This window comes from Nocardia xishanensis NBRC 101358, assembly GCF_001613365.1.
In the GTDB taxonomy this organism is placed as follows: domain Bacteria; phylum Actinomycetota; class Actinomycetes; order Mycobacteriales; family Mycobacteriaceae; genus Nocardia; species Nocardia xishanensis.
In genome coordinates this window covers 1-23,832 of the sequence record NZ_BDCF01000021.1, presented here as the reverse complement: position 1 = coordinate 23,832, position 23,832 = coordinate 1, and the positions used below count along the sequence as shown (strand labels likewise).

Sequence of the window (23,832 nt, the reverse complement as noted above, 5' to 3'; positions counted from 1 at the left end):
TCTTCATGTCGACCGTACCCGCCGCCAGCGCGGTGCAGGCGCGGCGCGTGTCCCGCCACACAGCGGTTGCCGTGGTGGTCGTACTGCTGTGCGGACTGACGTTGGCGCTCGCATATGCGAACAAGGCGCGCTGCGCGGGTGCGCCGTTCTACGAGGACGGCCGCAGCGTGGTCTTCGACGTGATCAAGGATTCGGACGTCTGCTACTCCGACATCCAGTTCCTCTGGATCGGCCGCGACATCGATCGGCACGTCTTCCCCTACGTGGACGGCGGTATCACCGACGACGGCATGCTGACCGGCGGCGCGGTCGAATACCCGGTGCTCAGCGGCACCCTCATCTGGGTCGGCGCGATCGGCGCGCACACCGACGCCGACTTCCTGCGCCTCTCCGCGCTGCTGCTCGCGCCCTTCGCGCTGCTCACGGCTTGGTTCCTGGCCCGGCTCGCCGGTCGTGCGGCGCTGCTGTGGGCGATCGGTCCTCCGCTGGTGCTCTATGCCTTCCACAACTGGGAACTGCCGGTGGTCTGCGCGGCGGTGGCGGCGATCTATGTGATGACCGTGCCGACGCGGTATTCCTTGCGGACCCGCGGCGTGCTGGCCGCCGTGCTGCTCGGCCTCGGTTTCTGTTTGAAGCTGTACCCGGGCATCTTCGTGCTGCCGCTGATGATCTACGTGCTCACCGGCGGGGCCGAGCGCGATCCGGACGACGCGCGCGGCCTCGACGCGCGCGGCGCCCTGCTGACCGCGGGCGCGGCCATCGGCACGGTCGTCGCGGTGAACCTGCCGTTCGCGCTGGCCGGTTACGAGGGCTGGCGGGCGTCGATCACCTTCCAGCAGCTGCGTCAGGCCGACATCACCACGAACTCCATCTGGTACTGGGGACATCACCTGCTGTACGGGCGGGCGGCCGAGACCAGCGCCACCTGGCACGGGGGTGTCGCCATCGCGTCGCCGACGCTGATTCTGCTGGCCTTCGCGCTGGCGGTCTGGTTGGGGTGGAAGCGCTATCGCGCGACCGGGGTCTTCCCGTGGATCGGCGTGAGCGGAGCGATGCTGTGTGGATTCCTGGTTTTCCACAAGGTGCATTCGCCCCAGTACACCCTGTGGCTGATCCCGTTCCTGGTGTTGCTCGCGGTGCCGTGGCAGGTGATCGGCGCGTATCTGCTCGCCGACGCGGCGATCGGGATCGGCGTGTTCCGCTACTTCTACGCCATGGGTTCGGGTGCGCCGTTCGAGGTGCAGGAGGCCATCGTGCAGTTCGGCGTGTGGGGTCGCGCGATCTTGCTCGTCGCGTTGTTCTTCTTGTTCATCAGAGCCGATCTGCGCGGGTCGGGCGTGCGGGCGGAACCGACGACCACCGACCGAGGGAACCTGGTGGCCGCCTGATCGGGCTGGTCGCCGCGCTGGAAGCCTTGGCGCAGGGCACACTTGGCCCATGCTGCACATGCGGATCCTGTCTCCCGCGGCGATGACCGACGACGTGATCGAGATCCTCGACCGGGATACCGGGGTGAGCGGACTGGCCGTGGTGCGCGGTTCCTCGCTGAAGCCGCGCGGCGATCTGGTGCTCGCGGACGTCGCCCGAGAAGCGGCCAACGACGTCATCGACAAGCTGCGCGCGCTCGGCGTGCACCGGGAAGGCAGCATCGAACTCGATCAGGTGCGAACCTGGATGTCGCGCAGTGGTTTCGACGCCGAACTGCGCACGCCGGGCAGCAGCGCGGACGCGGTGGTGTGGGCCGAGGTCGCGCAGCGCTCCTACGAGGAAACCGAGCTGAACTGGACCTACCTGAGTTTCATGACGATGGCGACGATGATCGCCGCCATCGCGATCGTGCTCGATTCGCAGATCTTGGTCATCGGCGCGATGGTGCTCGGCCCTGAGTTCGGCGCCATCGCCGCGCTCGGCGTCGCCTTGGTGCGCCGCCGTTTCGTGCTGCTCGGCCACGCGGCGCGCACTCTGCTGCTCGGTTTCGCGGCGGCCATCGTCGTGACGTTCCTGCTGGTACTGGTCGGACGCGGGCTCGGCTGGATCACCCTTGACGACGTGACGGGACCGCGACCGAGCACGGCGTTCATCTACACGCCGGACAAGTGGTCGTTCATCGTCGCGGTGATCGCGGCCGCCGCGGGCGTGCTCGCGCTGACCTCGGCGAAGGCGGCCGGGCTCGCCGGTGTCTTCATCTCGGTGACCACGGTGCCCGCCGCCGGGAACATCGCGCTCGGTGTGGCTTTCGGTGTCGGCGATGCGATCTGGGGGAGCACCTTGCAGCTCGCGCTGAATCTGTCGGGTATGGCGCTCGCGGGATGGGCGACCCTGGCGCTCCAGCAGGCCGTGTGGTCGCGCGTCGCCGTGCGCCGGGCAAAGGCGATGAGCAGGCCGTACCGGATGCTGTAGGCCCGCGCTTTCCGCAGGCCGGGATCAGTTCGACGCGTGCCGCGCGCGAAAGGCCGCGCTCTTCGCGCGATTTCCGCACAGCGTCATATCGCACCAGCGCCGTGACCCGCCGCGGGAGGTGTCGACGTACAGCCGGGTGCACTCGGCTCGGCCGCATTCCTTGACCAGTGCGCGTTCGGCGCCGCCGAGCAGTTCGACGGCCGAGCGCGCGACGGCTGTCAGCGCGGCGTCGGCGCCGCCGTCGCGCGCGATGGTTCCATCGGATCGCAATGCGACGCGGGGCAATTCGCCGCGCGCCCGCGAGTTGACGAACCTGCGGTCGGCGTCGCCGGGCGGCTCGCCTTCGACGGCCGCGATGACCAGCCGGTAGACGGCCTCGCGCAACCGGATCGCGTGGGCGAGGTCGTCGGCGTCGCAGCCGGGCGCGGTGTCGAGCAGGTCGGCGGCGACCGCCCACTCGCCGAGGGCGGCGGGCGATTCGAGCAGGTCGACGCGGTCGGCCCTGCGCGCCTTGACCGTCCCGACGAAGTCGAGTGCGAGGTTTCCGCTCACGAAGGCGAACATGTGCTCGATAGTAACCGCCTTGACAGGTTGTTTCGCCGGATGTCACGGTAATAACCACCTTGGATGGTTAGTTCGGGAGGAATCGTGACGGACCGCATGCTGCTCGCCGCCCAGCCGCTGTTCGTGCTGATGTGGAGCAGCGCCTTCATCGCCGGGATCATCGGCGTCGGGGCCGCGCCGCCGCTGCTCGTGCTCTTCGCGCGCTTCACCATCGCGGGACTGCTGCTCGCGCTGTACGCGCGCGCCGTCGGCGCCGAGTGGCCACGCGGCGCGCAGCTGTGGCACGTGGTCGTCGCCGGTCTGCTGATGCAGATCGTCCAGTTCGGCGCGTTCTATACGGCGATGAGCGAGCATGTCTCGGCCGCCGTGATCGCGCTGGTGCAGGGACTCAATCCGGTGGTGATCGCGCTCTGCGCCGGTTTCATCGGCGAGACGGTCTCGGCCAGGCAGTGGTTCGGTTTCGGCATCGGCGGCGTCGGCGTGGCCGTGGCGGTGATCGACCAGTCGCACTTCTCGCTCGTCGGCCTGATCCTGTGCATCGTCGGGTTGCTCGGCCTCAGCATCGGCACCGTCTACCAGAAACGCTTCGTGCCGCAGGTGGATTCGCGCGCGGCGACCGCCGTGCACGTGACGGCCAGTGCGCCGGTGGCCGGGCTGCTCGCGGTGGCGGGCGGTCAGCTGACCGTCTCGGACCCGGTCCGGTTCGCCGGTTCGCTCACCTGGATGGTGCTGGTGAATTCGATGGCGGCGTTCCTGCTGTTGAACGCGATGCTGCGCCGCTGGGACGCCACCAGGGTCGGCAGGCTGTTCTTCGCGACGCCCGCGGTGACGGCGTTGCTGGCCTGGGCGTTGATCGGTGAACCGTTGCGCCCGTTGACAGTCGCCGGACTCGCGATCGGCCTCATCGGCCTGGTGTTCGCCTCTCGCAGGCCGGCCGCCGCGCCGCGGCACCCGCAGCCCGTGGCCGTCCGATGACCACGCGACGGATCATTTGCTCGCGCTGTTCCATTGCATGCCCCAGCGATACGCCTCGTCGATATGGCGCTGGGTTCCGTTGATGTACTGCACTTCTCGGTGCACCGTGATACCGCGGCCGTTGTTCTGGAGCAGCGCGACGGCGCAGGAACGGGCGCCGCTCACCGGGGAATCGAGGCGCACCTCCACCTGCGGTCCGTTGCTGGGGAAGAGGCTGACAACGCCGTCGGCGGCGGCCCAGTTCGGCACGCCCTCGTAGATGAAGGCGAAAATCAGGATGCGCTTGAACAATTCGGGCCGCGCGAGATCGATGTGCATGTTCTCGCCCGCCGCGATGGCGCCGCTGCGATCGTCGCCGTCGAGCTGGATATACGGCTCGCCCCGCAGGGATCCGAAGTTCTCGCCCACCGCCTGCACGACGCCCTTGGCGCCGTTGGCCAGTTCGTAGAGGCAACCGAGGTCGAGATCGACCGGCTTGGATCTGCGGAAGAATCCCTTGGCGCCGCGCGACCAGTTCAGATTGACCCGCAACACCCCTTGCTGCTCACCGGGTTTGGTGAGGTTGATGCTCGGAGTGGCCTTGGACAACGTCACCTTCGGCAGATTCACACCGCCGGACTGCTGCTCGGACGCCATGCGATCCCCCTCGAAAAAGAGAAGCGGCAACGGCTTTCCTCCGCGGGGAGGGGCCGCTGCCGCTTCGAGTTCGTCGGCTGCCTGCCGGAAATCAGCCTACCGGGGTGACCGCTCGCTCGCTCTCGAGTTCTTCCTCGTCGCCACCTTCGCGCTTGTTGCGAATCACGCTGCTGATGAACGCCGCGCCGATGAAGGCCACGCCGACCAGGCCGGTGAAGAGCTCGTTGATGTGCACGCCGATCGAGACGAGCAGGATCGCCGCGAGCGCGCCGATCGCCCAGTGCGCGCCGTGCTCCAGGTACACGTACTCCGAGAGGGTGCCCTTGCGCACCAGGTACACCGTGATGGACCGGACGAACATGGCGCCGATCAGGCCGAGGCCGAGCGCGATGACGATCGGGTCGGAGGTGATGGCGAACGCGCCGATCACGCCGTCGAAGGAGAACGAGGCGTCCAGCACTTCCAGGTAGAGGAACAAGAAGAAGCCCGCCTTACCGGTGGCCTTGACCAGCTCCGACGGTCCGCCCTCGTGTTCCTCGGTGTGGAACATCGAGCCGAGCCCGTCCACCGCGATGTAGACGATCATGCCGAGAACGCCCGCGACCATCACGGTGGCGCGCTTGTCGTCGGGGGCGACGAACTCCGCGGTCAGCACCAGGCCGATGCCTGCGACGACGACCGAGAGCATGTCCAGCTTGCCCGCCTGCGCCAGCGGCCGTTCCAGCCAGCCGAGCCAGGTGATCTCGCGCTCCTCGAAGATGAAGTTCAGGAACAGCAGCGCCAGGAACATGCCGCCGAACGCCGCGATCTGCGGATGCGCGTCGGTGAGCAACGTCTCATAGCTCGGGCTGCCGTCGGGGAAGTAGGGCGCGTCGCCTTCGGGCGGGTTGAGCGCCAGGTCGAGCGCGCGCACCGGGTCGAGGCCCGCGGTGATCCACACGATCGCCAGCGGGAAAACCAGGCGCATGCCGAAGACCGCGATCAGCACGCCGACGGTGAGGAAGATGCGCTGCCAGAAATCGCTCATCCGTTGCAGGACAGTCGCGTTGATGACAGCGTTGTCGAACGATAGGGAGACCTCGAGGATGCCGAGGATCGCACAGAGCGCCAGGGCAGTGGGGCCACCGTACAAGAACGCCACCACCAGGGACACCACGGTGACGAGGCCTGACAGGCCGAAGATGCGCAGGACCACGCGTGGACCTTTCGTGACTGGGAACTGAAACGGCGAGATTGATACCAGCGTGGCCGTTGAACCGCCGGATGTCCAACGAATGCGCCCGGCGCGATAGCTGCCCCGGGCGCACGACGAGGGGGCTCGTCCGCCGAGCCCCCTCGTGTTGCGCGTGTCTTCTTTAGACGTTCACGCCGTAGTCGCGGGCGATACCGGCGAGGCCGGAGGCGTAGCCCTGGCCGATGGCGCGGAACTTCCACTCGGCGCCGTTGCGGTAGAGCTCACCGAAGACCATGGCGGTCTCGGTCGAGGCGTCCTCGCTCAGGTCGTAGCGGGCCAGCTCGGTGCCGTTGCTGCGGTCGACGACGCGGATGTAGGCGTTGCGCACCTGACCGAACGACTGCTGACGGGTGTCGGCGTCGTAGATCGAGACCGGGAAGAAGATGCTCTCGATGGTCGGCGGGGTGTTGGCCAGGTCGACGTTGATGACCTCGTCGTCGCCCTCGCCCTCACCGGTGCGGTTGTCGCCCGCGTGCTCGATGGCACCTTCGGGCGAACGGAGGTTGTTGAAGAACACGAAGTGCTGGTCGCTCAGCACCTTCTTGTCGCCACCGGTCGCGATCGCGCTGGCGTCCAAGTCGAAGTCGGTACCGGTAGTGGTCCGAATATCCCACCCCAGGCCGACGGAAACAGCAGTCAGGTTAGGCGCCTCCTTGGTCAGCGAGACGTTGCCGCCCTTGGACAAACTGACACCCATGCGGGATCCCTTTCATTAGTCCGTCTGTGGTTCCCAGCATGTCCGAATCGCCGGGTACGACCTACGACAGTAGTAGGTTTCGGCGAACTTGCGTAGGAACTGGGGGAACCCCCGGCGAACAGGAAGATCTCCTACCATCGGGGCGTGGCAGGGCGCAGGCGGAGCTGGTTCCGGTCCTCCGGGAACAGCGAATGGATCGAGCGCGCGCGGGCTGGACTCGCGGACGCGTTCCTCGACATGGACCGGCGCCAGAGCGCGGCGGAGGCGGCGGTGCACGCGTCGGGGGAAGTCTTCCCCGAGCGCGGGTTGCCGGCCGTGTGGGAACCGGTGCGCGCGCGCTGCTACGACGCGGCGGGCGCGTACCTCGCGCTGACGGAGGAGCTCGAGGCGGCGCAGCGCGACGGCACCGATATCGCCGACGGTCAGCGGCGGACCGATACGGTCACCAGGCAGCTGGTCGACGCGGCCCGCGCGGTGGACGAGTTCTATCGCGCCGATCAGGCTGGGCTCGAGCACGCCGTCGCGATCGTGCGGTCGGTGCCGCAGCTGGCGCAGCAGGTCAAGGTCGCGGCCGCCGCGGTGCGCGGCCAGGCCGCCGACTCCGAGTACGCCGACTACCCCTCGGTGCGCCTTCGCGCGGCCGCCGTGGATGAGGCGCTGGTCACATTGGAATCGGCAGGCAGCGGCGCCGGATCCGGGTCCGGCGCGGTGCGCGCCGCGGCGAATCGGTTGGACGCGGCGACCAAGGAATTGGCAGAAGCCTTGGCGCAGGCCCCATCTCGGCTCGGAGCGGCGAATACGGCGCTCACCTCGGTGGATACCAGATTGTCCGCCGTGCGTAACCGGGCCGAGGGGGTCGGACCCGCCTACTCGGCGTTGCTGCGGGAATTCAATGCTGCGAGTTCGGCGGATCTGGCCAACAATGGGCGGGAATGCCAGCAAGCCATCGATGCCGCCGCCGACGCTCTCGCCGGCGCGCGCGCCGCATCGGTCGCGAACAACCCGGAGTCAGCCCTTGAATTGACCGCTACCGCGCGGGGGAACCTCGCCAGGGCCGAGCAACTGATCGACGCCGTCACCAAGCGGCTCGAGCTGTTGCGCTCGGTTCGCGAGGACCCGCAAGACAAGGCCAAAGCCGTACGATTCAGATTGCGGGACGCACAGATGCTCGCGGTGAGCCGGGGGCTCGCGGGCGAATGGGGGTCTGTGCTGGACGCACAGGCCGAGCGAATCGAAAGAATCACCGAAACACTGTCGGGGCGGCACCCCGATTACTGGGCCTATGTGGCGGAACTCGATGCCGTCACCGAATTCATAGCCGGGGTAGTGGATCGAATGAGAAAGCAAGCAGGACCACGACGAGAATGAGGACGGAGCACCGATGACCGCTCCCGTCGCCATCCAGCAGGAAGTATCCCTGCGGAAGCGACTGCCGCTGCGCCACTTTCGGCAGCTGCAAGGCCCCGACGCCAGACATCTCTTCCACCGGCAGCCCGAGCCGTTCGGTGACAACACCGACCGGGATCTGCTCGCGTACGGGCTGGGCGCCACCCTGTACGCGCCCGCCACCAGACCCGACCTCGCCGAAACCATCAGACGCCGCGCCGAGCGCGGCGTCTGCTCGATGGTGATCGATCTGGAAGACGCCGTCGCCGATCACGAGGTGGAATTGGCCAAGAGCCAGGCGGTGGCCGCGCTGGCGGAACTGGCGGCGAGTCAGGAACCCAACCCGCTGCTGTTCATTCGCGTGCGCGAGGCCGGTGCGATCGGTGAGATCGTCGATCGGCTCGGGGCGGGCGCGCCCGCGCTCACCGGGTTCGTCTTCCCGAAGTTCGACAGCCGTACCGGACTGGCCTACCTCGAGGCGCTCGAGTCCGCGGTCGAACGCTTGGGGCGGCCGCTCTACGGCATGCCGGTGCTGGAGTCGGCGGCGCTGGTGCACCGCCAGACCCGCGATCAGGAGCTGACGCACATCGCGGCGATGCTGGCCGAACACCGGGAGCGGGTGCTCGCGGTGCGGGTCGGCGCCACCGACATGTGCTCGACCTTCGGCATCCGCCGCGACCGCGACCTGACCATCTACGACGTGCGCGTGGTCGCCGACGTCATCGCCGACATCGTGAACTATCTCGGCCGCGCCGACGGAACCGGATTCGTCATCACCGGGCCGGTGTGGGAGTACTTCGCCGATCACGAGCGGATGTTCCGGCCGCTGCTGCGCACGGCGCCGTTCGAGGAGTCCGACGCGGTGCCGTTCCGGCAGTACCTGGTCAGCCGGGACCTGGACGGCCTGCTCCGTGAGATCACCCTCGACCGCGCCAACGGCATCCAGGGCAAGACGGTGATCCACCCCTCGCACGTCGCGGCGGTGCACGCGCTGTCGGTGGTGACGCACGAGGAGTACTCCGACGCGCTGGACATCCTCCAGGTCGACGTGGGCGGCGTCGCCGCCTCGGGCTACCGCAACAAGATGAACGAAATGCGCCCGCACCGCAGTTGGGCCCGCCAGACGCTGTTGCGGGCCAGGGTGTTCGGCGTGGCGAACAAGGGAGTGTCGTTCGTGGATCTGCTCACGGCGTTGGTGAAGGTATGAGTGGACCCTGGGCTACCCGAACACTCGGCATCGAACTGCATCACCTGTCCTGCCACGGCACGAGTTCCGATGGCGTGCTGCCCGCGGAGCTGTCGATCGAGATGCTGATCGAGCCCGGCCTGCGGCGCAATCCGCGCCGGGCGCACCTGCTGGTCTCGACGGTGCTCGGCAAGCACCTGCCCACCGACCCGAGGGTGGTGCTCGACGCGGGCAACCGGCTCGGTGATCTGGTGCGCGCCGTCCTCGACGAGCGCGCCGATGGGGCGCGGACCGACGCCGTCGTGCTCGGATTCGCCGAGACCGCAACGGGTCTCGGCCATACGGTGGCGGCGCGGATCGGCGCGAACTGCTATCTGCATTCGACGCGCCGCGACGTGCCGGAGGCCGACACACTGGCCGGTTTCGAGGAGGGGCACTCGCACGCCACCTCGCACCTGCTGCAACCCGCGCCCGCCGAGATCTTCCGCAACGAGCTGCCGCTGGTCCTGGTCGACGACGAGATCTCCACCGGCGCGACGGCGATCGACGCCGTGCGCGCGCTGCACGACTTCTCCCCGCGCTCGCACTACGTGCTCGCCTCGCTGGTGGACATGCGCACCGACGAGGACCGCGCCCGATTCGAGTACGCGGCGGCCGAGCTCGGCGCCCGCATCGACACGGTCTGCTTGGCTTCGGGTTTGACCAAGCTGCCCGACGGCCTGGTCGAAGCCGTCACCTCCATGCCCGATCCGGCGTTGAATCTCGTAGCGGCGCAGCGCGGTTCGTTCGGGCGGATCGAATTGCCCTGGCCCGATTCGGTGCCGGAGGGCGGGCGGCACGGCATCCTGCACGCGGAGACGGCGGCCTTCGAATCGGCCGTCGCCGCGGCGGCCGCCGTGCTGACCGCGCGCCTGGCGATCGACGCGCCGGACCGGCCGGTCATCGTGCTCGGCCACGAGGAGCTGATGTATCTGCCGCTGCGGTTGGCGGCGGCGCTGTCCGAGTCGGGCATAGCGACCCGGTTCCAGACCACCACCCGTTCGCCCGCCTACGTGCTGGACGAGCCCGGGTACCCGCTGCGGCGCGGATTCCGTTTCATCGCACCGGAACCCGACGCCGAGGCGCCCCGCTACCTCTACAACGCCTGCTGGCCGGAGGATCTCGACGCGGAGCTGCGCGAGCTCACCTCCGAGAATGCGGTCGATGGCTCGTTCGATGGCGACGAGGAGCGCGCTTCGGCGGGTCGCTCCCCCGAGCCGATCCTGATCGTGGTGCTCGACCCGCCCGCCGACACGCCGGAGCTGATCGCCGAGGGCGGCCTGGTCGACGTGCTCACCGCTTCGGGTGCGGATGTGCTCGTCGCGCTCGTGCCGGGGGCCGATCCGCGTAAGTTGGACGTCGAGCGACGTGCGAAAGCGCAGGTCGCCGCCGTCGGCAGGGAGGTCGAGACGAACAGCGTCGTGGGATTGGAGACGATGACGGAAGCGACATGGGACCGGCTCTCCGGGCCGTTCCCCGCCCCCCTGTACGGCCCGGAGTTCGGGTCGTACGCGGCCGACGAGGTCCGCTGGCTGCTCAAGGATCTGTCCGACGCCGATCTCGAGGCCGACGTGGCCGAGCGGGAGCGCCGCATCCAAGCGGGCGTCGCGCACTACGCGGAATCGCTGCCGATCGAGTACCAGCCCGACGCCGCTTATCGCAGTCTCTTCGACCAGGTGCTCGCCGAGAGCGCCGAACGGCTGGCGCTCGCCGTGGCCACCGTCTCCGAGCTGGTGGTCGCCGAGCGCGGCGAGGACATCGTGCTCGTGTCGCTCGCGCGTGCTGGCACGCCGGTCGGGATCCTGATGAAGCGCTGGTTGCGCTCGGGTCGCGGCGCGCATCTGCCGAGTCTGGACGTGCCGCACTACGCGGTGTCCATCGTGCGCGACCGCGGCATCGACGCCGTCGCGCTCGATTACCTCGCGGAGCACCACGATCCGTCCTCCATCGTGTTCGTCGACGGCTGGACGGGTAAGGGAGCGATCGCCAAGGAGCTGACCGAGGCGCTCGACGCCTACCACGCGGCGGGCGGCGCGCGGTTCGACGACCGGCTGGCCGTGCTCGCCGACCCGGGTCACTGCGTGCGGACCTACGGCACTCGCGACGATTTCCTCATCGCCTCAGCGTGCCTGAATTCCACTGTGTCGGGCCTCATTTCGCGGACCGTGCTGAACGACACGCTCATCGGGCCAGGCGACTTCCACGGTGCGAAGTTCTACCGCGAACTCGCGGGCGACGACGTCTCGAACCGGCTGCTCGACGCCGTCGAAGGAGCTTTCGACGTCGTGCGTCCCCTGGTGCCCACCGAGCTGGCCGCGGTGCTCGGCTCCGACCGGACGCCCACCTGGACCGGCTGGTCCTCGGTGGAGCAGGTGCGTGCCGAATACGGCATCACCAGTGTGAATTTCGTGAAGCCGGGGGTCGGCGAGACCACCCGGGTGCTGCTGCGGCGCGTGCCGTGGCGGGTGCTGGTCCGCGAGGCCGACGCCCCCGAGCACGCGCACATCCGGATGCTCGCCGCCGCGCGCGGTGTACCCGTCGAGGTCGTCCCCGATCTGGCGTACTCGTGCATGGGACTGATCAAGGAAGTACCGAAGTAGATGCTCTTGGTAAGACCGCGAAGACAAGCGCTAGTCGCCACCGATCTCGACCGCACGATGATCTACTCGCGCAACGCTTTCAGCACCGCCGCTGAGGTGCCGACCGTGTGCGTCGAGCATCTGGAGGGCGCGCCGCTGTCGTTCATGACGACGGCGGCGGCGCTGCGCATGCAGACGCTCACCGAACCCGCGGCCGTCATCCCGACGACAACGCGGACCATCAAGCAGTTCAACCGGATTCAGCTGCCCGGCGCGCCGTGGCGCTACGCCATCACGAGCAACGGCGGCAACATCCTGGTCGACGGCGTCCCCGACATGCGCTGGCGCATCGACATCGACGTGAAGGTCCGCCAGAGCGGCGCCACCCTCTCCGAGGTGAGCGCGGAACTACGCGCCAGGATCGATGATTCCTGGGTCACCAAGTTCCGCGTCGCCGACCATCTCTTCTGCTATCTGGTGGTCAAATCCAAGGCGGTGCCCGACGGGTTCCTCGCCGAATGGGACGACTGGTGCCGCGAGCGCGGCTGGTCGGCCTCCCAGCAGGGCCGCAAGATCTACACGATGCCGCAGACGGTGTGCAAGAGCATCGCGGTGGCCGAGGTGCGCCGACGACTGATGGAATCCGGCGAGCTCGCCGACGCGGCGAAGACCTTCGCCGCGGGCGACGGCGCGCTGGACGCCGAAATGCTGCGCGCCGCCGACTCCGCCATCCGGCCTCGGCACGGCGAGCTCGAACAACTCAACTGGACCAGCCCGAACCTCACCATCACCCGCGCCAGTGGCATTCTCGCGGGCGAGGAAATCATCAACTGGTTCATCAAATCGGCGCCCGCTGCCGATCAGTCGTAGCTGCGGCTTCGATCCCCGGGCGTGCGGGGCGGGATCCGACGTTTGCCCTTTGTAGTGCGGTAGTGGCTGGACCGGCCAGGGGCCCGGCCGACTCACAGTCCCCGATGTTCCGAAGGTTCGGCATCGGGGCTGGATCGTCGGTGGGCCCTGCGAGGATGCCCGCGAACGTTGTCGAACGCGGGAGAAGCGCATGACGGACAAGACTTTACGGGTGATCGGCGAGCTCATGGGTTCGGTGCCGCTGGCGGGTTCATTCGCTGCGCGTCGGACGGGCTCGGCGGAGAACCTGGTGATCGAGGTAGACGGGGTGGGGCCAATCCGGTTTCCGGTGACGCCGGCTCAGGCGCGGCGACTGTGCGAGATCGCGCGGCCGGCGCGGTATGGTCTGCGCGAGCAGACCCTTTTGGACGCGAATGTGCGTGACACATGGGAAGTTCCGCGGGACCGGGTAACGGTCGATGAGCGGCAGTGGCGCGAGACGCTGCTGCCGATGCTGGACATATTGCGGGCCGAGCTAGGTCTGGGGCCGGACTGCGAGTTGTCGGCGCAGCTGCATTCGATGCTGGTGTACGAGCCGGGACAATTCTTTCACCGCCATCAGGATTCGGAGAAGGCCGACGGCATGATCGGCACGTTGGTGGTGACGCTGCCTTCGGCGTTCACCGGTGGCGAGCTTGTGATCGAGCAGCAGGGGACGAAGGTCACCGACCAGGGTTCGCCGGAGGAGCTGTCCTTCGTCGCGTTCTATGGCGACTGCCAGCACGAGGTGCTGCCGGTCACCAACGGTTACCGGATCACGCTGACCTACAACTTGATGGCGAAGGGGCGTACCGGCCCGGAGGCCGCCGTTTTCGCGATGCATCCGGCGGTCGCGTTACTGGCCGAGCAGTTACGCGCGCATTTCACCACACCAACGGAATCGTCGGCGTGGTCTTCCCACGGCCAGCCGGCGAAACGCCCACCTCATCAACTCGTCTACCTGCTGGATCATCAGTATTCCCAGCACGGACTGGGGTGGGATCAGCTCAAGGGTGGCGATGCTGCCCGTGCTGGGCTGATGCTCGCGGCGGCCGACACCGCGGGATACGACATTTCGCTGGCGCTCGCGGAGGTCGTGGACTCCTACGACGAGGACTACACCTCGTGGATGATGATCTATCGTCAGCGTTGGGAGCGCGTCGCGGACGAGTGGAAATGCGTCGAAAGCGCTGACATGGAGTTCGATGAAGATGGGGAAATGGTGGAGCCCGAGCCCGCTGACCCCGCGAGCCTTCCGGTGCTCTCCAGCCTTCCTTTGGTCCCGGGATCGGAAGATGTCGGCGAGCTGCGCTGGTCGACCATCACATTGACGTGGCTGATCGACCGATCGGGGGCGGCCGGTGAGCCCGCTGTGCGCGCGGTCCTGGATGAGGAATTGTGTAAGGGCGCATCGGAATCCACGCTGGAGCCGTTCGCGTCGGAAATCGAGGGTTACACGGGCAATGAAGGAAACACCGCCAGTTTCTGGTACAGGCGCGCGGCGATCATCATCCGGCCCCGTCAGTAGAACGGCCACGCAAGCAATCCCCAGCGTAAACCTTCGACGCGGGACTACCTGTCGGCCACAGGCTGACAAGTCCGCGGGTTGCCCTCTGCCGCTGTTCGATCGGGCGAGGGTCAGAAGTAGCGCTTATGACGGCCGCGGCGATCGTGGGTCGTTTCGTCAGCCAATTCAGGTCCGAGGGATCCACCGAAGGACTCGACCGGCGCGGCGCGGGCGTCGCGCCGGTCTTCGGTTCTCAGTAGTGCTGCTGCTGACCCGCGAGCTGCTGGGCGATGACGGCCTGGAGGCGTTGCAGGCCGCCGACGGTGACGCCGCTCTGGAGCTGGCCCTCGATCGTGCGCACCAGCACCGAGTCGCTCATGACCTTCTCGCTGGACTGGATGAGCACCGTTCCCGCGCCGGTGAAGTCGAACTGCCGCTCTTCGCCGGAGTTCACGCCGAAGCGCGCGGCGCCCGCCGCCAGGAAGCTGGAGACCCATTGGTGGTCGTAGTGGTGACTGGGGGAGGGGCAGTCGGCCCAGCCGACCAGCGACTCCGGGTCGACCCGCAGCGGCGGCTCGGCGAATATCACCGGACCGTTGGAGGAGGCGAGGAACTTGCCGGTGCCGATCAGCGTCAGGAAGCCGGGCACGATCGACTGCTTCAGCGCGAGACCCGGCTCGAAGGCGAGCAGGTTGGCCGCGCGGATGGTGAGGTTGCCGTCGTCGAGATCGAAGGAATTGATGTCGTAGCCGCGGTCGCCGATGATCAGCTTGCCGTGGCCCTCGGCCACCACGTAGTCGTTGGTGAACAGTGGCGCCGAGAACTGCTGCGACACCATGTGCATCAGCCCGCCGTGCAGGCCGTGGGTGAGCAGCTGGAAGTTCATCTGGCCGTAGTAGGCGATCATCGCGCCCTTGCGCATGAACCACGGCTTGTTCAGGTCGATGCAGTAGGCGTAGCTGTTTCCCGGGATGTTGTCGCTCTCGCCGAGCGTCATCGGGTTGTGGATCTGGGCCATGGTCACAACTTCTCTTCTGAGGCCTGCACGTAGACGACTCCCTGTCCGACGCAATGCAGTTGCATCGCCTCGCCGGAGCCGCGCCCGACCGCGTCACGCCAGCTCAGCGCGGTCTTCAATTCGGTCTGCACATTGCCGTACGCGGCGACGAAAGCCTGCGGGTCGACCACGACCGGATTCGGCCCGCCCACTTGGAGTTCGAGGAATCCGCCGTGCGCGAGCAGCACTGCCGCGCCGTGCCCGGACAGCTGCGTGGTGAACATGCCCTGGCCGGTCAGCGCACCGGAGGCCGCGCCACGCAGCGCGCCCATCAGACCGCCGCCACCGCCGCCGCCGGAGCTCGCGACGGAGACGATCGAGCTTTGCAGTCCTGCCGTATTGGCAAGCAGCCGTGAGGCTTCCACCCGCAGCGACGCGCCGGGCTGCATCTGCACGACGTGCACCTCCAGCCCCGCGAAGCCGTAGTGCACTTGGCCGTTGCCTTGCGCGAGCATGGTGCGCTCGTGCTCGCCCGCCATCATCCGGCCCGCCATTCCCATCAGGCCGCCGCCGCCCATGCCCTGTGCGCCCGGAATCTGATGCGGCGCAAAAGAAATGTCGCCGGAGTAGAAGAGCATCGCGCCGCTGCGGGCGACCACGCCGCCCGCCATGCCGACGTCGACCTTGACGACCTTGCCGTTGACTTTCTCGAACATCCCCTGCCCCTTACCGTTCCGCGGGCTGGATCAACACGACGCCCTGGCCTTCCCAGCGCAGCGAGAAAGCCTCGCCCGCATCCTGACCGATCATGGTCCGCCAGGAGACGTCGGTGACGAAGGACTGGTTCAGGTTGCCCTGCGCCGCGACGAACGCGTCCGGATCGACCACCAGCGGGTACTGCGGCGACACCTCCAGGTGGATCAGCGGTCCGCCCGCCGAGAGCAACGCGACCTGCCCCTGCCCGGTGACTGTGGTGGTGAACAATCCGGCGCCGGTCGAGGCGCCGCGCAAACCCGCGAAACGCACGTCGGTGCGCAGGTTCCCGGCGAAGGCGAGCAACTGCTGCGATTCGACCTGTAGCGTTTCACCGTTCAGGTTCACCACCGACACGTGCTGGCCGTTCACCGCGAAGAAGACCCTGCCGTGCCCGCCGCATTCCATCAGCGACAGCTTCTCGCCGGTGGCGCGCCGCTTGAGGCCGGCGAGCACGCCGTCGCCTCCGCCGAATCCGGCGGCCTTGAACTGCACGTTTCCCTCGTAGGCGATCATCGAACCGGCTATCGCGCGGACACTCGTTCCGGCGAGATGAGCCTCGACCACCTTCTTCGACTGTTCGAAAAGTTGTGCCATCTTGGGGTTTGCCCTGCTGTCTCGTTCGGGAACATGGGTCGTCGTCACGTTCCGCTGCCAGCGGTCACTGTAACGGACACACACGGTTCGCAACGCCGTGCGCGGCGTTTACTCCGGCGGTGGCCGGGCCGTTTCTCGTAGAGTGGCAAACGTACGCACCGACAAGCGAAGGGTCGACCTTGTCCGCAACACTCGCCAAGGGCCAGAACGGTCCACTGGCCACCAACGACGTGGTGATCTCCGTCCAGTTGTCGGCACCGGCGGATCTGTCCGCGCTACTGGTGACCGAGCGTGGCAAGGTCCGCTCGGACGCGGACTTCGTCTTCTTCAACCAGCCGTCCGGCCCCGGTGTGAACCTGCAGCCCGCGCCCGCGGGCCAGCCCGCCTCGCTGGCCGTGTCGCTGAACGCGGTGCCCGCCGACATCGACCAGATTCGCGCGGTGATCACCCTCGACGACGCCTCCAGCAACTTCGGCAGGTCCGCGCCGCCGATCGCCGTCGTCTCGGATTCCAGCGGTAATCAGTTGTACGAGTACCGGATCGAGGGGCTCGACTCCGAGTCCATCGTGATCGCCCTCGAGCTGTACCGCCGCCAGGGCGCCTGGAAGGTGCGCGCGGTCGGTCAGGGCTACGCGGGCGGTTTCGCCGCGCTCGTCACCGACCACGGCGTCACCGTCGACGAGGCGCCCGCGGCGCCGCCGCAGCCGACCCAGGCCGCGCAGCCGACGCACTACCCGCCGCCGACCTCCCAGACTCAGCAGTCGCCGCAGTACGCGGCCACCGGCTCCTACCCGCCGCCGCCCGGCACCGGGTACGCGCCCCCGCCCGGTGGTGGCTACCCGCCGCCGGGACCGGCCACGCAGCAAAGTGCGGCGCCGCAGCAGGCCGCGCAGCCCACCGGCGAGGTGAGCCTGAGCAAGGACCGCCCGGTCAGCTTGCAGAAGGGTCAGCGCGTCACGCTGCGCAAGGAGGGCGGGCAGGCGCTCACCTTCGTGAAGATGGGTCTCGGCTGGGATCCGGTGCAGAGCCGCGGGATGTTCGGCAACCGCACGGTCGACATCGATCTCGACGCCTCGGTGATCATGTTCGCCGACGCCAACCCGGCCGACTACGCCTATTACGGCCAGCTGTCCTCCAAGGACGGCTCGGTGCGGCACCAGGGTGACAATCTCACCGGCGAGGGCGAGGGCGACGACGAGGTCATCCTGGTGGATCTGACCAGGATTCCGGCGCACATCAGCTCGTTGCTGTTCATCGTGACCTCCTACAAGGGCCACACTTTCGAGCAGGTGCGCAACGCGTTCTGCCGTCTGGTCGACGGTTCCAACAACGCCGAGCTCGCCAGGTACACCATGGCGGGCGGCATGCGGTTCACCGCGATGGCGATGGCCAAGGTGTTCCGGGTCGGCGGCGACTGGAAGATGCAGGCGCTCGGCGAGGGCTTCCAAGCCAAGCATCCCGGCGAGGCGATTCCCCAGCTGGGCCGTTTCCTCTGAGGAAGGTTCGTCGGGGGAACGCGCGAAGAGCATGGTAGACAACGTGATTCAGCTGAAGGCAGGACAGAACATCCCGCTCTCCGGCGATGTGCTCCGGTTCGGCGTCGAAGCCGATGCGGCGCTCGATGTTTCCGCGCTGGTGGTGGCAGAGAACCTGCGTGTTCTCGACGCGGCGGACTTCGTCTTCTACAACCAGCCGAGCACCGGCGGCGTCGCGCTGACCGGTGACGAGGTGACCATCACCCTGGCCGAGGTGCGCGCCGACGCCAAGGCGGTGCTGCTGGTGGTCAGCGCCGATGCCGCCGCGCCCGGCGCCGGCGAGCTCGGTCCCGTGACCACGTCGCTGGCCGAGAACGGCACGATCACCACCGAATTCGCGATCATGCCCGCCGCGGGCGAGGTGGCCCTGATCTGTCTGGAGGTCTATCGGCGCGGCGACGCGTGGAAGGTCCGCGCCGTCGGTCAGGGCTACGCGGGCGGGCTGCCGGTGTTGTTGCCAGCGCACGGCGTGGAGGTGTCCGGCGGAGCCGACACGAGCGCGCCCGCATCGCATCCGCAGGCCGACCGCGCGGGCATCGCCGGTCCTCACCCTCCGGCCGATGCTCCCGTTCTCGAGGTCTCGCACGGGCTGGAACGGCTGTGGATGATCTTCGAGGACGCGGCGCGCTCGGCCGCCGCGCTGGTCTCGGCACGCGACTACGCCGCCAAACGGCTGGACGAGGAGCTCTCGGCCGCGGTCTCGGACCCGGCGACGAGGAACACGCCGGTCGCCGAGGCGAAACGCAGGGAGGCGCAACAGCGCAGCGACGAACTCGTCGCCGTCGCCGAAGGCAATCACCGGCGCGACAGCGAGCATCTGATGCGCGAGCTCGCCGAGGCCGACCGGTTGCTGCCGCCCGCGCTGGCCTCCTGGTCGTCACCGGCATGGGAGGGCCGTGCGAAGGCCAGTGACGGCATCCGCCTCGGCGAGCTGTACGCGATCGAACGCGGTCCGCTGCGGATTCCGTACTGTGTTCCGGTGCCGCTGACCAGGCCGCTGTGGATCGACACCGAGCGGTCGGCGGCGGTGGCTCCGGTGGTCGGCGCGCTACTGGCCCGGTTGCTCGCGTCCGATCCAGGCAGGCGCACCCGCATCGATGTCATCGACCTGACCGGCGCGTTCAGCGGACTGCTCGCGCCGCTCGGGCCGGTGCTGGACGGTCCGCCGATCACCGAGCACGGCGACATCTCACCGCGCCTGCAAGCCCTGGTAGACGCCGCGGAGCTGGCCGAAATGGCTTACTCCAGCGGTGCTTTCACCCCGCCGACCGAGCACCGGGTGCTGCTGGCCGCCGACTTCCCGCACGGGTACCAGGCCTCCGACGCCCAACGCATTTCCGCGCTGACCCTGCGCGGCGACCTGATCGGACTGTCCATCGTGATCGTCGGCAGCGACGAATCCGAATCTCCGGACGGGACCGTGGCGGCGCTCTCGCAGGCCTGCCGTCATCTGCCGACCGTCGAGGACACGCCGCTGTTCGATCCGTGGACCGGCAGCGCCTGGCAGCTGGAACTCGATCTGCTGCCGCGGGATCCGCAGCGGGCGGCGAAGCTGTTGCGGTCGGAGTAGTTGCGCGCCGTAGTCGCGTTCGCCGGTCGCGTTTCGCGTCCGCTCGCGGCGTGTGCGCGCTCGCGGCACGTGGCCGAGCCGCTGCGATAACGCGTCAGCTGGTGCGGGCCAGAGTCGCCTTGGGGCGCAATGGTTCCGGTAGCCAGGGCAGCAGCGGGTCGGCGGTGCGGTCGAATACGCCGCCCGCGGGGTCGTCCACGAAATCGCGGCGCACCAGGTCTTCGCCCGGTCGGTAGATCTGGCGCACGATCAGCGCGCACAGTCCGATCACCGCGAGGTCGCGCAGTACGACGGTGCCCGTGAACCACTGCTCGGGCAAGCCTTTGCGGTCGATGCCGAGGTAGTAGAACATGCGCGGCACCCAGACCAGTGCGTCGATCGTCATCCACGCCAACAGGATTCGGCGGTGAGGCAGCGCGAGCACCGCCAGCGGCACCAGCCACAGCGAATACTGCGGGCTCCACACCTTGTTGGTGAGCAGGAACGCCGCGACGACCAGGAAGCACAGCTGGGCGAGACGCGGGCGGCGCGGCGCGGTCAGCGCGATGTAGGCGATCGCGGCGCAGGCCAATACGAACAGCAGCAGCGAGACCGCGTTCAGAATGGACGGCGGCTCACCGTGGTTCAGTTCGCCGTCGAAACCGGGCCAGCCGGTGAACGAGGTGATCACGTTGTAGATGGAATCCGGGTCGGCGTGCCTGGTGGTGTTGAGCCGGAAGAACTCCTGCCAGCCGTTCGGGTACAGCAGCGCGATCGGCAGGTTCACCGTCAGCCAGGTGCCCGCCGCGGCCACCACCGCGATGACGGCCGCGCCAAGCGGACGGAAGCCGAAGAACTGAATGCGGTAAGGCGTTTCGCGCAGCCAGGTCAGCGCAGCGCGGCCGCTGTCGATATCGCGGATGCGCAGCCCGATCCGCGTGCTCGGCACCCGGTGCATCGGATCGACCCGCAGGCACAGCACCACGATCGGGCCGAGCAGCAGTAGCGGATAGAGTTTCGCCGCGCCGCCGAGCCCGAGCAGCACGCCGGCCAGCACCGGCTTGCGCCGCGCCCAGGCGAGCAGTCCGGTGGCGGCGAGAGCGGTCGCCAGCGCGTCGAAATTGGTGAACGCGTGCACGATCACCAGCGGCGAGCACGCGACGAGCGCCGCGTCCCAGATCCGGCGCCCCGCGAGCAGCGCCGAGGCCCACACGGTCACCAGCCAGGCCATGGCGAGACCGAACGCGACGACATTGAAGTAGATGACCACCTGGAGCGCGCCGGGCAGCGGCAGCGCGTCCCACGTCTTGGCGAGCTGCATGGACACGTACTGGTACAGGCCGGAAAGCACCGGGTATTCCATGTACCTGGTCTCGCGACCGCCGTCCGGGGTCTGCTCGACCCAGGCCTTTTTGTACGGGAACGCGCCTTCGTCGAGGCGTTCGGCGCCGTACAGCGGCACCGTGTCCGAGTAGCACATCGCGACGTACTGGCGGCCGTTGTTCCAGTCCAGCGTCAGCGAGCCGTTGCCCGCTTCGGTCTGCTGGATGCAGCCCGCCTTGGTAGCCCAGCCCAGCGCGAGGAACACCACGGTGAAGGCGAGGATCACCCGCAGCGGCGTCCAGAAGCCGACCCTGCCGATCAGCGCGTGATCGCCGACCGGCCCGCCGACGACGGTGCTCAGCTGCGCGGCGAGGGAATCGTTGCGGCTCGGGCGATCCCGCGCGTCGGCCGAGCGGAGGTCGGGCGCCAACGGCGCGGGCGCCGCGTAGTGTGTCCCGCCGCCCGAGCCCCCGCCGGAGCGCACGGCCTGGCCAGTCCGCACGTCCACCACTTGCTGATCGGTCACGGAACCCGAGCCTAATAGGTTCGGCCGAACGGCCCCCGAACACAGGCCCGCCCCGGGCGGTTCGCACCACCCGGGGCGGGATGTGGACTACGCGACGAACGTCGACCGCTGCGCGGACTAGCGGCTGCGCGTCGGCTGTGTGCTGTTCGAGCCCTCGTCCTGGCCGCTGTTTCCGTTGCCGCCGCCGTTTCCGGTTCCGCCAGGACGCGGCGAACCCGTTTGGGTCGGCGAGCCGCCGCCGGTCGGCGCGACCGGCTGGCCGGGCAGCGGGCCCGGATCCTGCTCACGTTGCTGCTGCTGCGGGCGTGGGTTGGGCTGCACGCCGGGGACCGGGATGGTGATACCGGGCAGGATCTCCACCTGGGTCGGCGCGATGACGACCGGCGGCGCGGGGGCGTCGACCGTCGACGGCGGGGTGTAGGGCGCGGTCCACTCGGGAACGCCCGCCTGGCCCTTGATCGGCGCGGGCTTCGGGAAGGTCTCGGTCGGGGTGCCTTGCAGCGCGCCGTCCATGGTCGCCTTCCAGATGTCCGACGCCAGGCCGGAACCGTAGATCATGCCGCCGGCGTAGTTGCGCAGCGGCGAGTTGTCCACGCTGCCGACCCACACGGCGGTGGACAGCGACGGCGTGTAACCGACCATCCAGGTGTCCTTGTTCTCGCCGGTGTCGCCGAGCTGGGCGGTGCCCGTCTTGGCCGCCGATTCGCGACCACCTGCCAGGTTGTGGTTGCGCGAGTAGCCCGCGATCGGCTTCATCGCCGCGGTCACGTTGTCGGCGACGGCCGCCGAGACGCGCTGTTCGCCCGCGACGTCGCCGCGGTCGAGCAGCACCTGGCCGTCGCCGGTCACCACCCGCTGCACGAAGTGCGGCGCGTGGTACATGCCGGAGGCCGCCAGCGTGGCGTAGGCGGAGGCCATATCGATCGCGCGGGCCTGGTACTGGCCGAGCACGATGCCGTTGTTCGGGCCGGAGCCGTCCGACTCGGACAGCGTCTTGCCGACCCCGGGCAGCTCCTCGGGAATGCCGAGCTTGTGGCCCATGTCCGCGATCTTCTGCGGACCGTTGCCCATGTCCAGCTGCATACGGTAGAAGCTGGTGTTCAGCGAACGCTTGAGCGACTCGGCGATGGTGCACATGCCGCAGGACTCGCCCTCGACGTTGGTGATCTTGATGCCGTTCACCGTCAGCGGCGAGCTGTCGTACATCTGCGACAGCGGAATGCCCTGTTCGAGGTTGGCGGCCAAGCCGACCACCTTGAACGAGGAGCCGGTCTGCAGCGGCGCGTTGGCGAAGTCGTAGCCCTGACCGTCGTTGCCGCCGTAGTAGGCCTTCACCGCGCCGGTGCGCGGATCGATCGACACGACCGCGGTCCGCAGCTGCTCGGGCTCGCCCTGCATCTTGCTCGTCGCGGCGTCGACCGCGGCCTGCTGGGCCTTCGGATCGATGGTCGTGGTGATCTGCAGGCCCGCGGTGTTGAGCTGCTGTTCGCTGATGCCCGCCGAGGCGAGCTCCTCGAGCACCTGGCTCTTGATCAGGCCCTCCGGTCCGGAGTCCAGCGTCTTGTCCTGGGTCTGCGCGAGCGGGGTCACCTTCGGGTACTGCATGCCCTGCCGGTCGGTGGACTTCAGGTTGCCGCCGTCGACCATGCCGTCGAGCACGTAGTTCCAGCGCGTCTTGGCGCCCTCCGGGTTCTTCTCCGGATCCAGCAGCGAGGGCAACTGGATGGTGGCGGCCAGCACCGCGCCCTCGGCGACGGTCAGATCCTGCACCGGCTTGCTGAAGTAGGCCTTGGACGCCGCGTCGATACCGTAGGCGCCGCGACCGAAGTAGATGGTGTTCAGATAGGCGGCGAGGATCTCGTCCTTGCTCCACTGCCGCGCCATCTTCGCGGAGATGACCAGCTCGTGCATCTTTCGGGTGAGCGAGCGTTCGTCACCGACCAGCGCGTTCTTCACGTACTGCTGGGTGATCGTCGAGCCACCACCCGCGCTCTCCTTGCCGAGCACGTTGTCCCGGGCCGCGCGCACGAAGCCGGAGATGGAGAAGCCGGGGTTGGTGTAGAAATCCCGGTCCTCGGCCGCGATCACGGCGTTGCGCACGTGCGGCGGGATCTGCTCGATCGTCACGTCGGTGCGATTGCCCTGCGGCGGGACCACTTTGCTCAGCACCGTGCTGCCGTCGGCGGCGTAGATCATCGCGACCTGATTGCTCTTCAGGTCGCCCGGCTGCGGCACCGACACCGTGGAGTAGGCGACCAGGAAGACGGCGCTCGGCACCACGATGGCGAGGGCGATGAGCACGTAGAGCGTCCTGCGGATCATCTTCCAAGGCACCCTCTTCGCACCGGGCCGCTTGCCCGCGCCGCCGGAACCACCGTCACCGCCGCCGTCGCGGCGCGGCGGTGGACCCGAAGGCGGCTGGCCGGACTGGGCGCGGCGCTCACCGGTGGCGGGGCCGTTC

At 68.3% G+C, this 23,832-nt stretch carries 19 protein-coding genes; 10 read left to right on the top strand and 9 right to left on the bottom strand.

Annotated features, from left to right (window positions below; all coding sequences use genetic code 11):
* The first annotated feature begins 5 nt into the window (after window positions 1-5).
* Entirely contained in the window at window positions 6-1,388 is a 1,383-nt protein-coding gene (locus NX1_RS18245) for a glycosyltransferase family 87 protein (RefSeq protein WP_068060802.1), read from the top strand.
* Window positions 1,389-1,437: 49 nt separating this feature from the next.
* On the top strand, window positions 1,438-2,400 hold the full coding sequence (locus NX1_RS18240) for a DUF389 domain-containing protein (protein ID WP_068060529.1): 963 nt from the start codon (window positions 1,438-1,440) through the stop codon (window positions 2,398-2,400).
* Window positions 2,401-2,424: 24 nt separating this feature from the next.
* Here NX1_RS18240 and NX1_RS18235 read toward each other — a convergent pair whose 3' ends face one another.
* The gene (locus tag NX1_RS18235; protein WP_084501535.1) at window positions 2,425-2,964 is read right to left on the bottom strand and encodes a CGNR zinc finger domain-containing protein; all 540 of its coding nucleotides are present in this window, start codon (window positions 2,962-2,964) and stop codon (window positions 2,425-2,427) included.
* Between the two features lie 84 nt (window positions 2,965-3,048).
* Between NX1_RS18235 and NX1_RS18230 the strand changes: the two genes are divergently transcribed.
* Entirely contained in the window at window positions 3,049-3,939 is an 891-nt protein-coding gene (locus NX1_RS18230) for a DMT family transporter (protein WP_245668561.1), read from the top strand.
* A gap of 12 nt (window positions 3,940-3,951) precedes the next feature.
* Here NX1_RS18230 and NX1_RS18225 read toward each other — a convergent pair whose 3' ends face one another.
* From NX1_RS18225 to NX1_RS18215, 3 genes are all read right to left on the bottom strand, one after another.
* Complete coding sequence (locus NX1_RS18225; protein WP_068060521.1) at window positions 3,952-4,575, bottom strand: TerD family protein; 624 nt, start codon at window positions 4,573-4,575, stop codon at window positions 3,952-3,954.
* Window positions 4,576-4,666: 91 nt separating this feature from the next.
* Window positions 4,667-5,770 carry a DUF475 domain-containing protein gene (locus tag NX1_RS18220; RefSeq protein ID WP_068060518.1) on the bottom strand — a complete coding sequence of 368 codons (1,104 nt, stop codon included), beginning with the start codon at window positions 5,768-5,770 and terminating at the stop codon, window positions 4,667-4,669.
* A 160-nt stretch (window positions 5,771-5,930) separates the two neighbouring features.
* Window positions 5,931-6,506 (bottom strand): TerD family protein, encoded by a 576-nt coding sequence (locus NX1_RS18215; RefSeq protein ID WP_067786815.1) that lies wholly within the window; start codon window positions 6,504-6,506, stop codon window positions 5,931-5,933.
* Window positions 6,507-6,650: 144 nt separating this feature from the next.
* Between NX1_RS18215 and NX1_RS18210 the strand changes: the two genes are divergently transcribed.
* From NX1_RS18210 to NX1_RS18190, 5 genes are all read left to right on the top strand, one after another.
* Window positions 6,651-7,874: a hypothetical protein gene (locus tag NX1_RS18210; protein WP_084501534.1), complete on the top strand. Its 1,224-nt coding sequence runs from the start codon at window positions 6,651-6,653 to the stop codon at window positions 7,872-7,874.
* A 13-nt stretch (window positions 7,875-7,887) separates the two neighbouring features.
* Entirely contained in the window at window positions 7,888-9,099 is a 1,212-nt protein-coding gene (locus tag NX1_RS18205; RefSeq protein ID WP_174555492.1) for an HpcH/HpaI aldolase/citrate lyase family protein, read from the top strand.
* Complete coding sequence (locus NX1_RS18200) at window positions 9,096-11,717, top strand: phosphoribosyltransferase (RefSeq protein WP_084501533.1); 2,622 nt, start codon at window positions 9,096-9,098, stop codon at window positions 11,715-11,717. Before NX1_RS18205 ends, NX1_RS18200 begins: the two co-directional genes overlap by 4 nt.
* Window positions 11,718-12,566 (top strand): HAD family hydrolase, encoded by an 849-nt coding sequence (locus tag NX1_RS18195; RefSeq protein WP_068060513.1) that lies wholly within the window; start codon window positions 11,718-11,720, stop codon window positions 12,564-12,566.
* Window positions 12,567-12,756: 190 nt separating this feature from the next.
* A complete protein-coding gene (locus NX1_RS18190; protein ID WP_068060510.1) occupies window positions 12,757-14,112 on the top strand; it encodes a 2OG-Fe(II) oxygenase in 1,356 nt (451 codons plus the stop codon).
* A 232-nt stretch (window positions 14,113-14,344) separates the two neighbouring features.
* Here the strand turns inward: NX1_RS18190 and NX1_RS18185 are convergent, their stop codons facing one another.
* The 3 genes from NX1_RS18185 to NX1_RS18175 are packed head-to-tail and all read right to left on the bottom strand — an operon-like array spanning window position 14,345 to window position 16,438.
* Window positions 14,345-15,109: an AIM24 family protein gene (locus NX1_RS18185; RefSeq protein ID WP_068060507.1), complete on the bottom strand. Its 765-nt coding sequence runs from the start codon at window positions 15,107-15,109 to the stop codon at window positions 14,345-14,347.
* A 2-nt stretch (window positions 15,110-15,111) separates the two neighbouring features.
* The gene (locus NX1_RS18180) at window positions 15,112-15,804 is read right to left on the bottom strand and encodes an AIM24 family protein (RefSeq protein WP_068060504.1); all 693 of its coding nucleotides are present in this window, start codon (window positions 15,802-15,804) and stop codon (window positions 15,112-15,114) included.
* A 10-nt stretch (window positions 15,805-15,814) separates the two neighbouring features.
* Window positions 15,815-16,438, bottom strand: a complete 624-nt coding sequence (locus NX1_RS18175; protein WP_068060501.1) for an AIM24 family protein — start codon at window positions 16,436-16,438, stop codon at window positions 15,815-15,817.
* 179 nt (window positions 16,439-16,617) lie between these two features.
* On the opposite strand from NX1_RS18175, the gene NX1_RS18170 reads away from it, so the two are divergent.
* Window positions 16,618-17,934, top strand: a complete 1,317-nt coding sequence (locus NX1_RS18170; protein ID WP_068060498.1) for a TerD family protein — start codon at window positions 16,618-16,620, stop codon at window positions 17,932-17,934.
* A 43-nt stretch (window positions 17,935-17,977) separates the two neighbouring features.
* On the top strand, window positions 17,978-19,543 hold the full coding sequence (locus NX1_RS18165; protein WP_084501548.1) for a TerD family protein: 1,566 nt from the start codon (window positions 17,978-17,980) through the stop codon (window positions 19,541-19,543).
* 94 nt (window positions 19,544-19,637) lie between these two features.
* On the opposite strand, the gene NX1_RS18160 is transcribed toward NX1_RS18165, so the two are convergent.
* Window positions 19,638-21,347, bottom strand: coding sequence for a glycosyltransferase family 87 protein (locus NX1_RS18160; RefSeq protein ID WP_373864886.1), 1,710 nt, complete (start codon window positions 21,345-21,347; stop codon window positions 19,638-19,640).
* Window positions 21,348-21,488: 141 nt separating this feature from the next.
* Window positions 21,489-23,832 (bottom strand): transglycosylase domain-containing protein (locus NX1_RS18155; protein WP_373864885.1); only part of this gene is annotated, 2,344 nt, incomplete at its 5' end.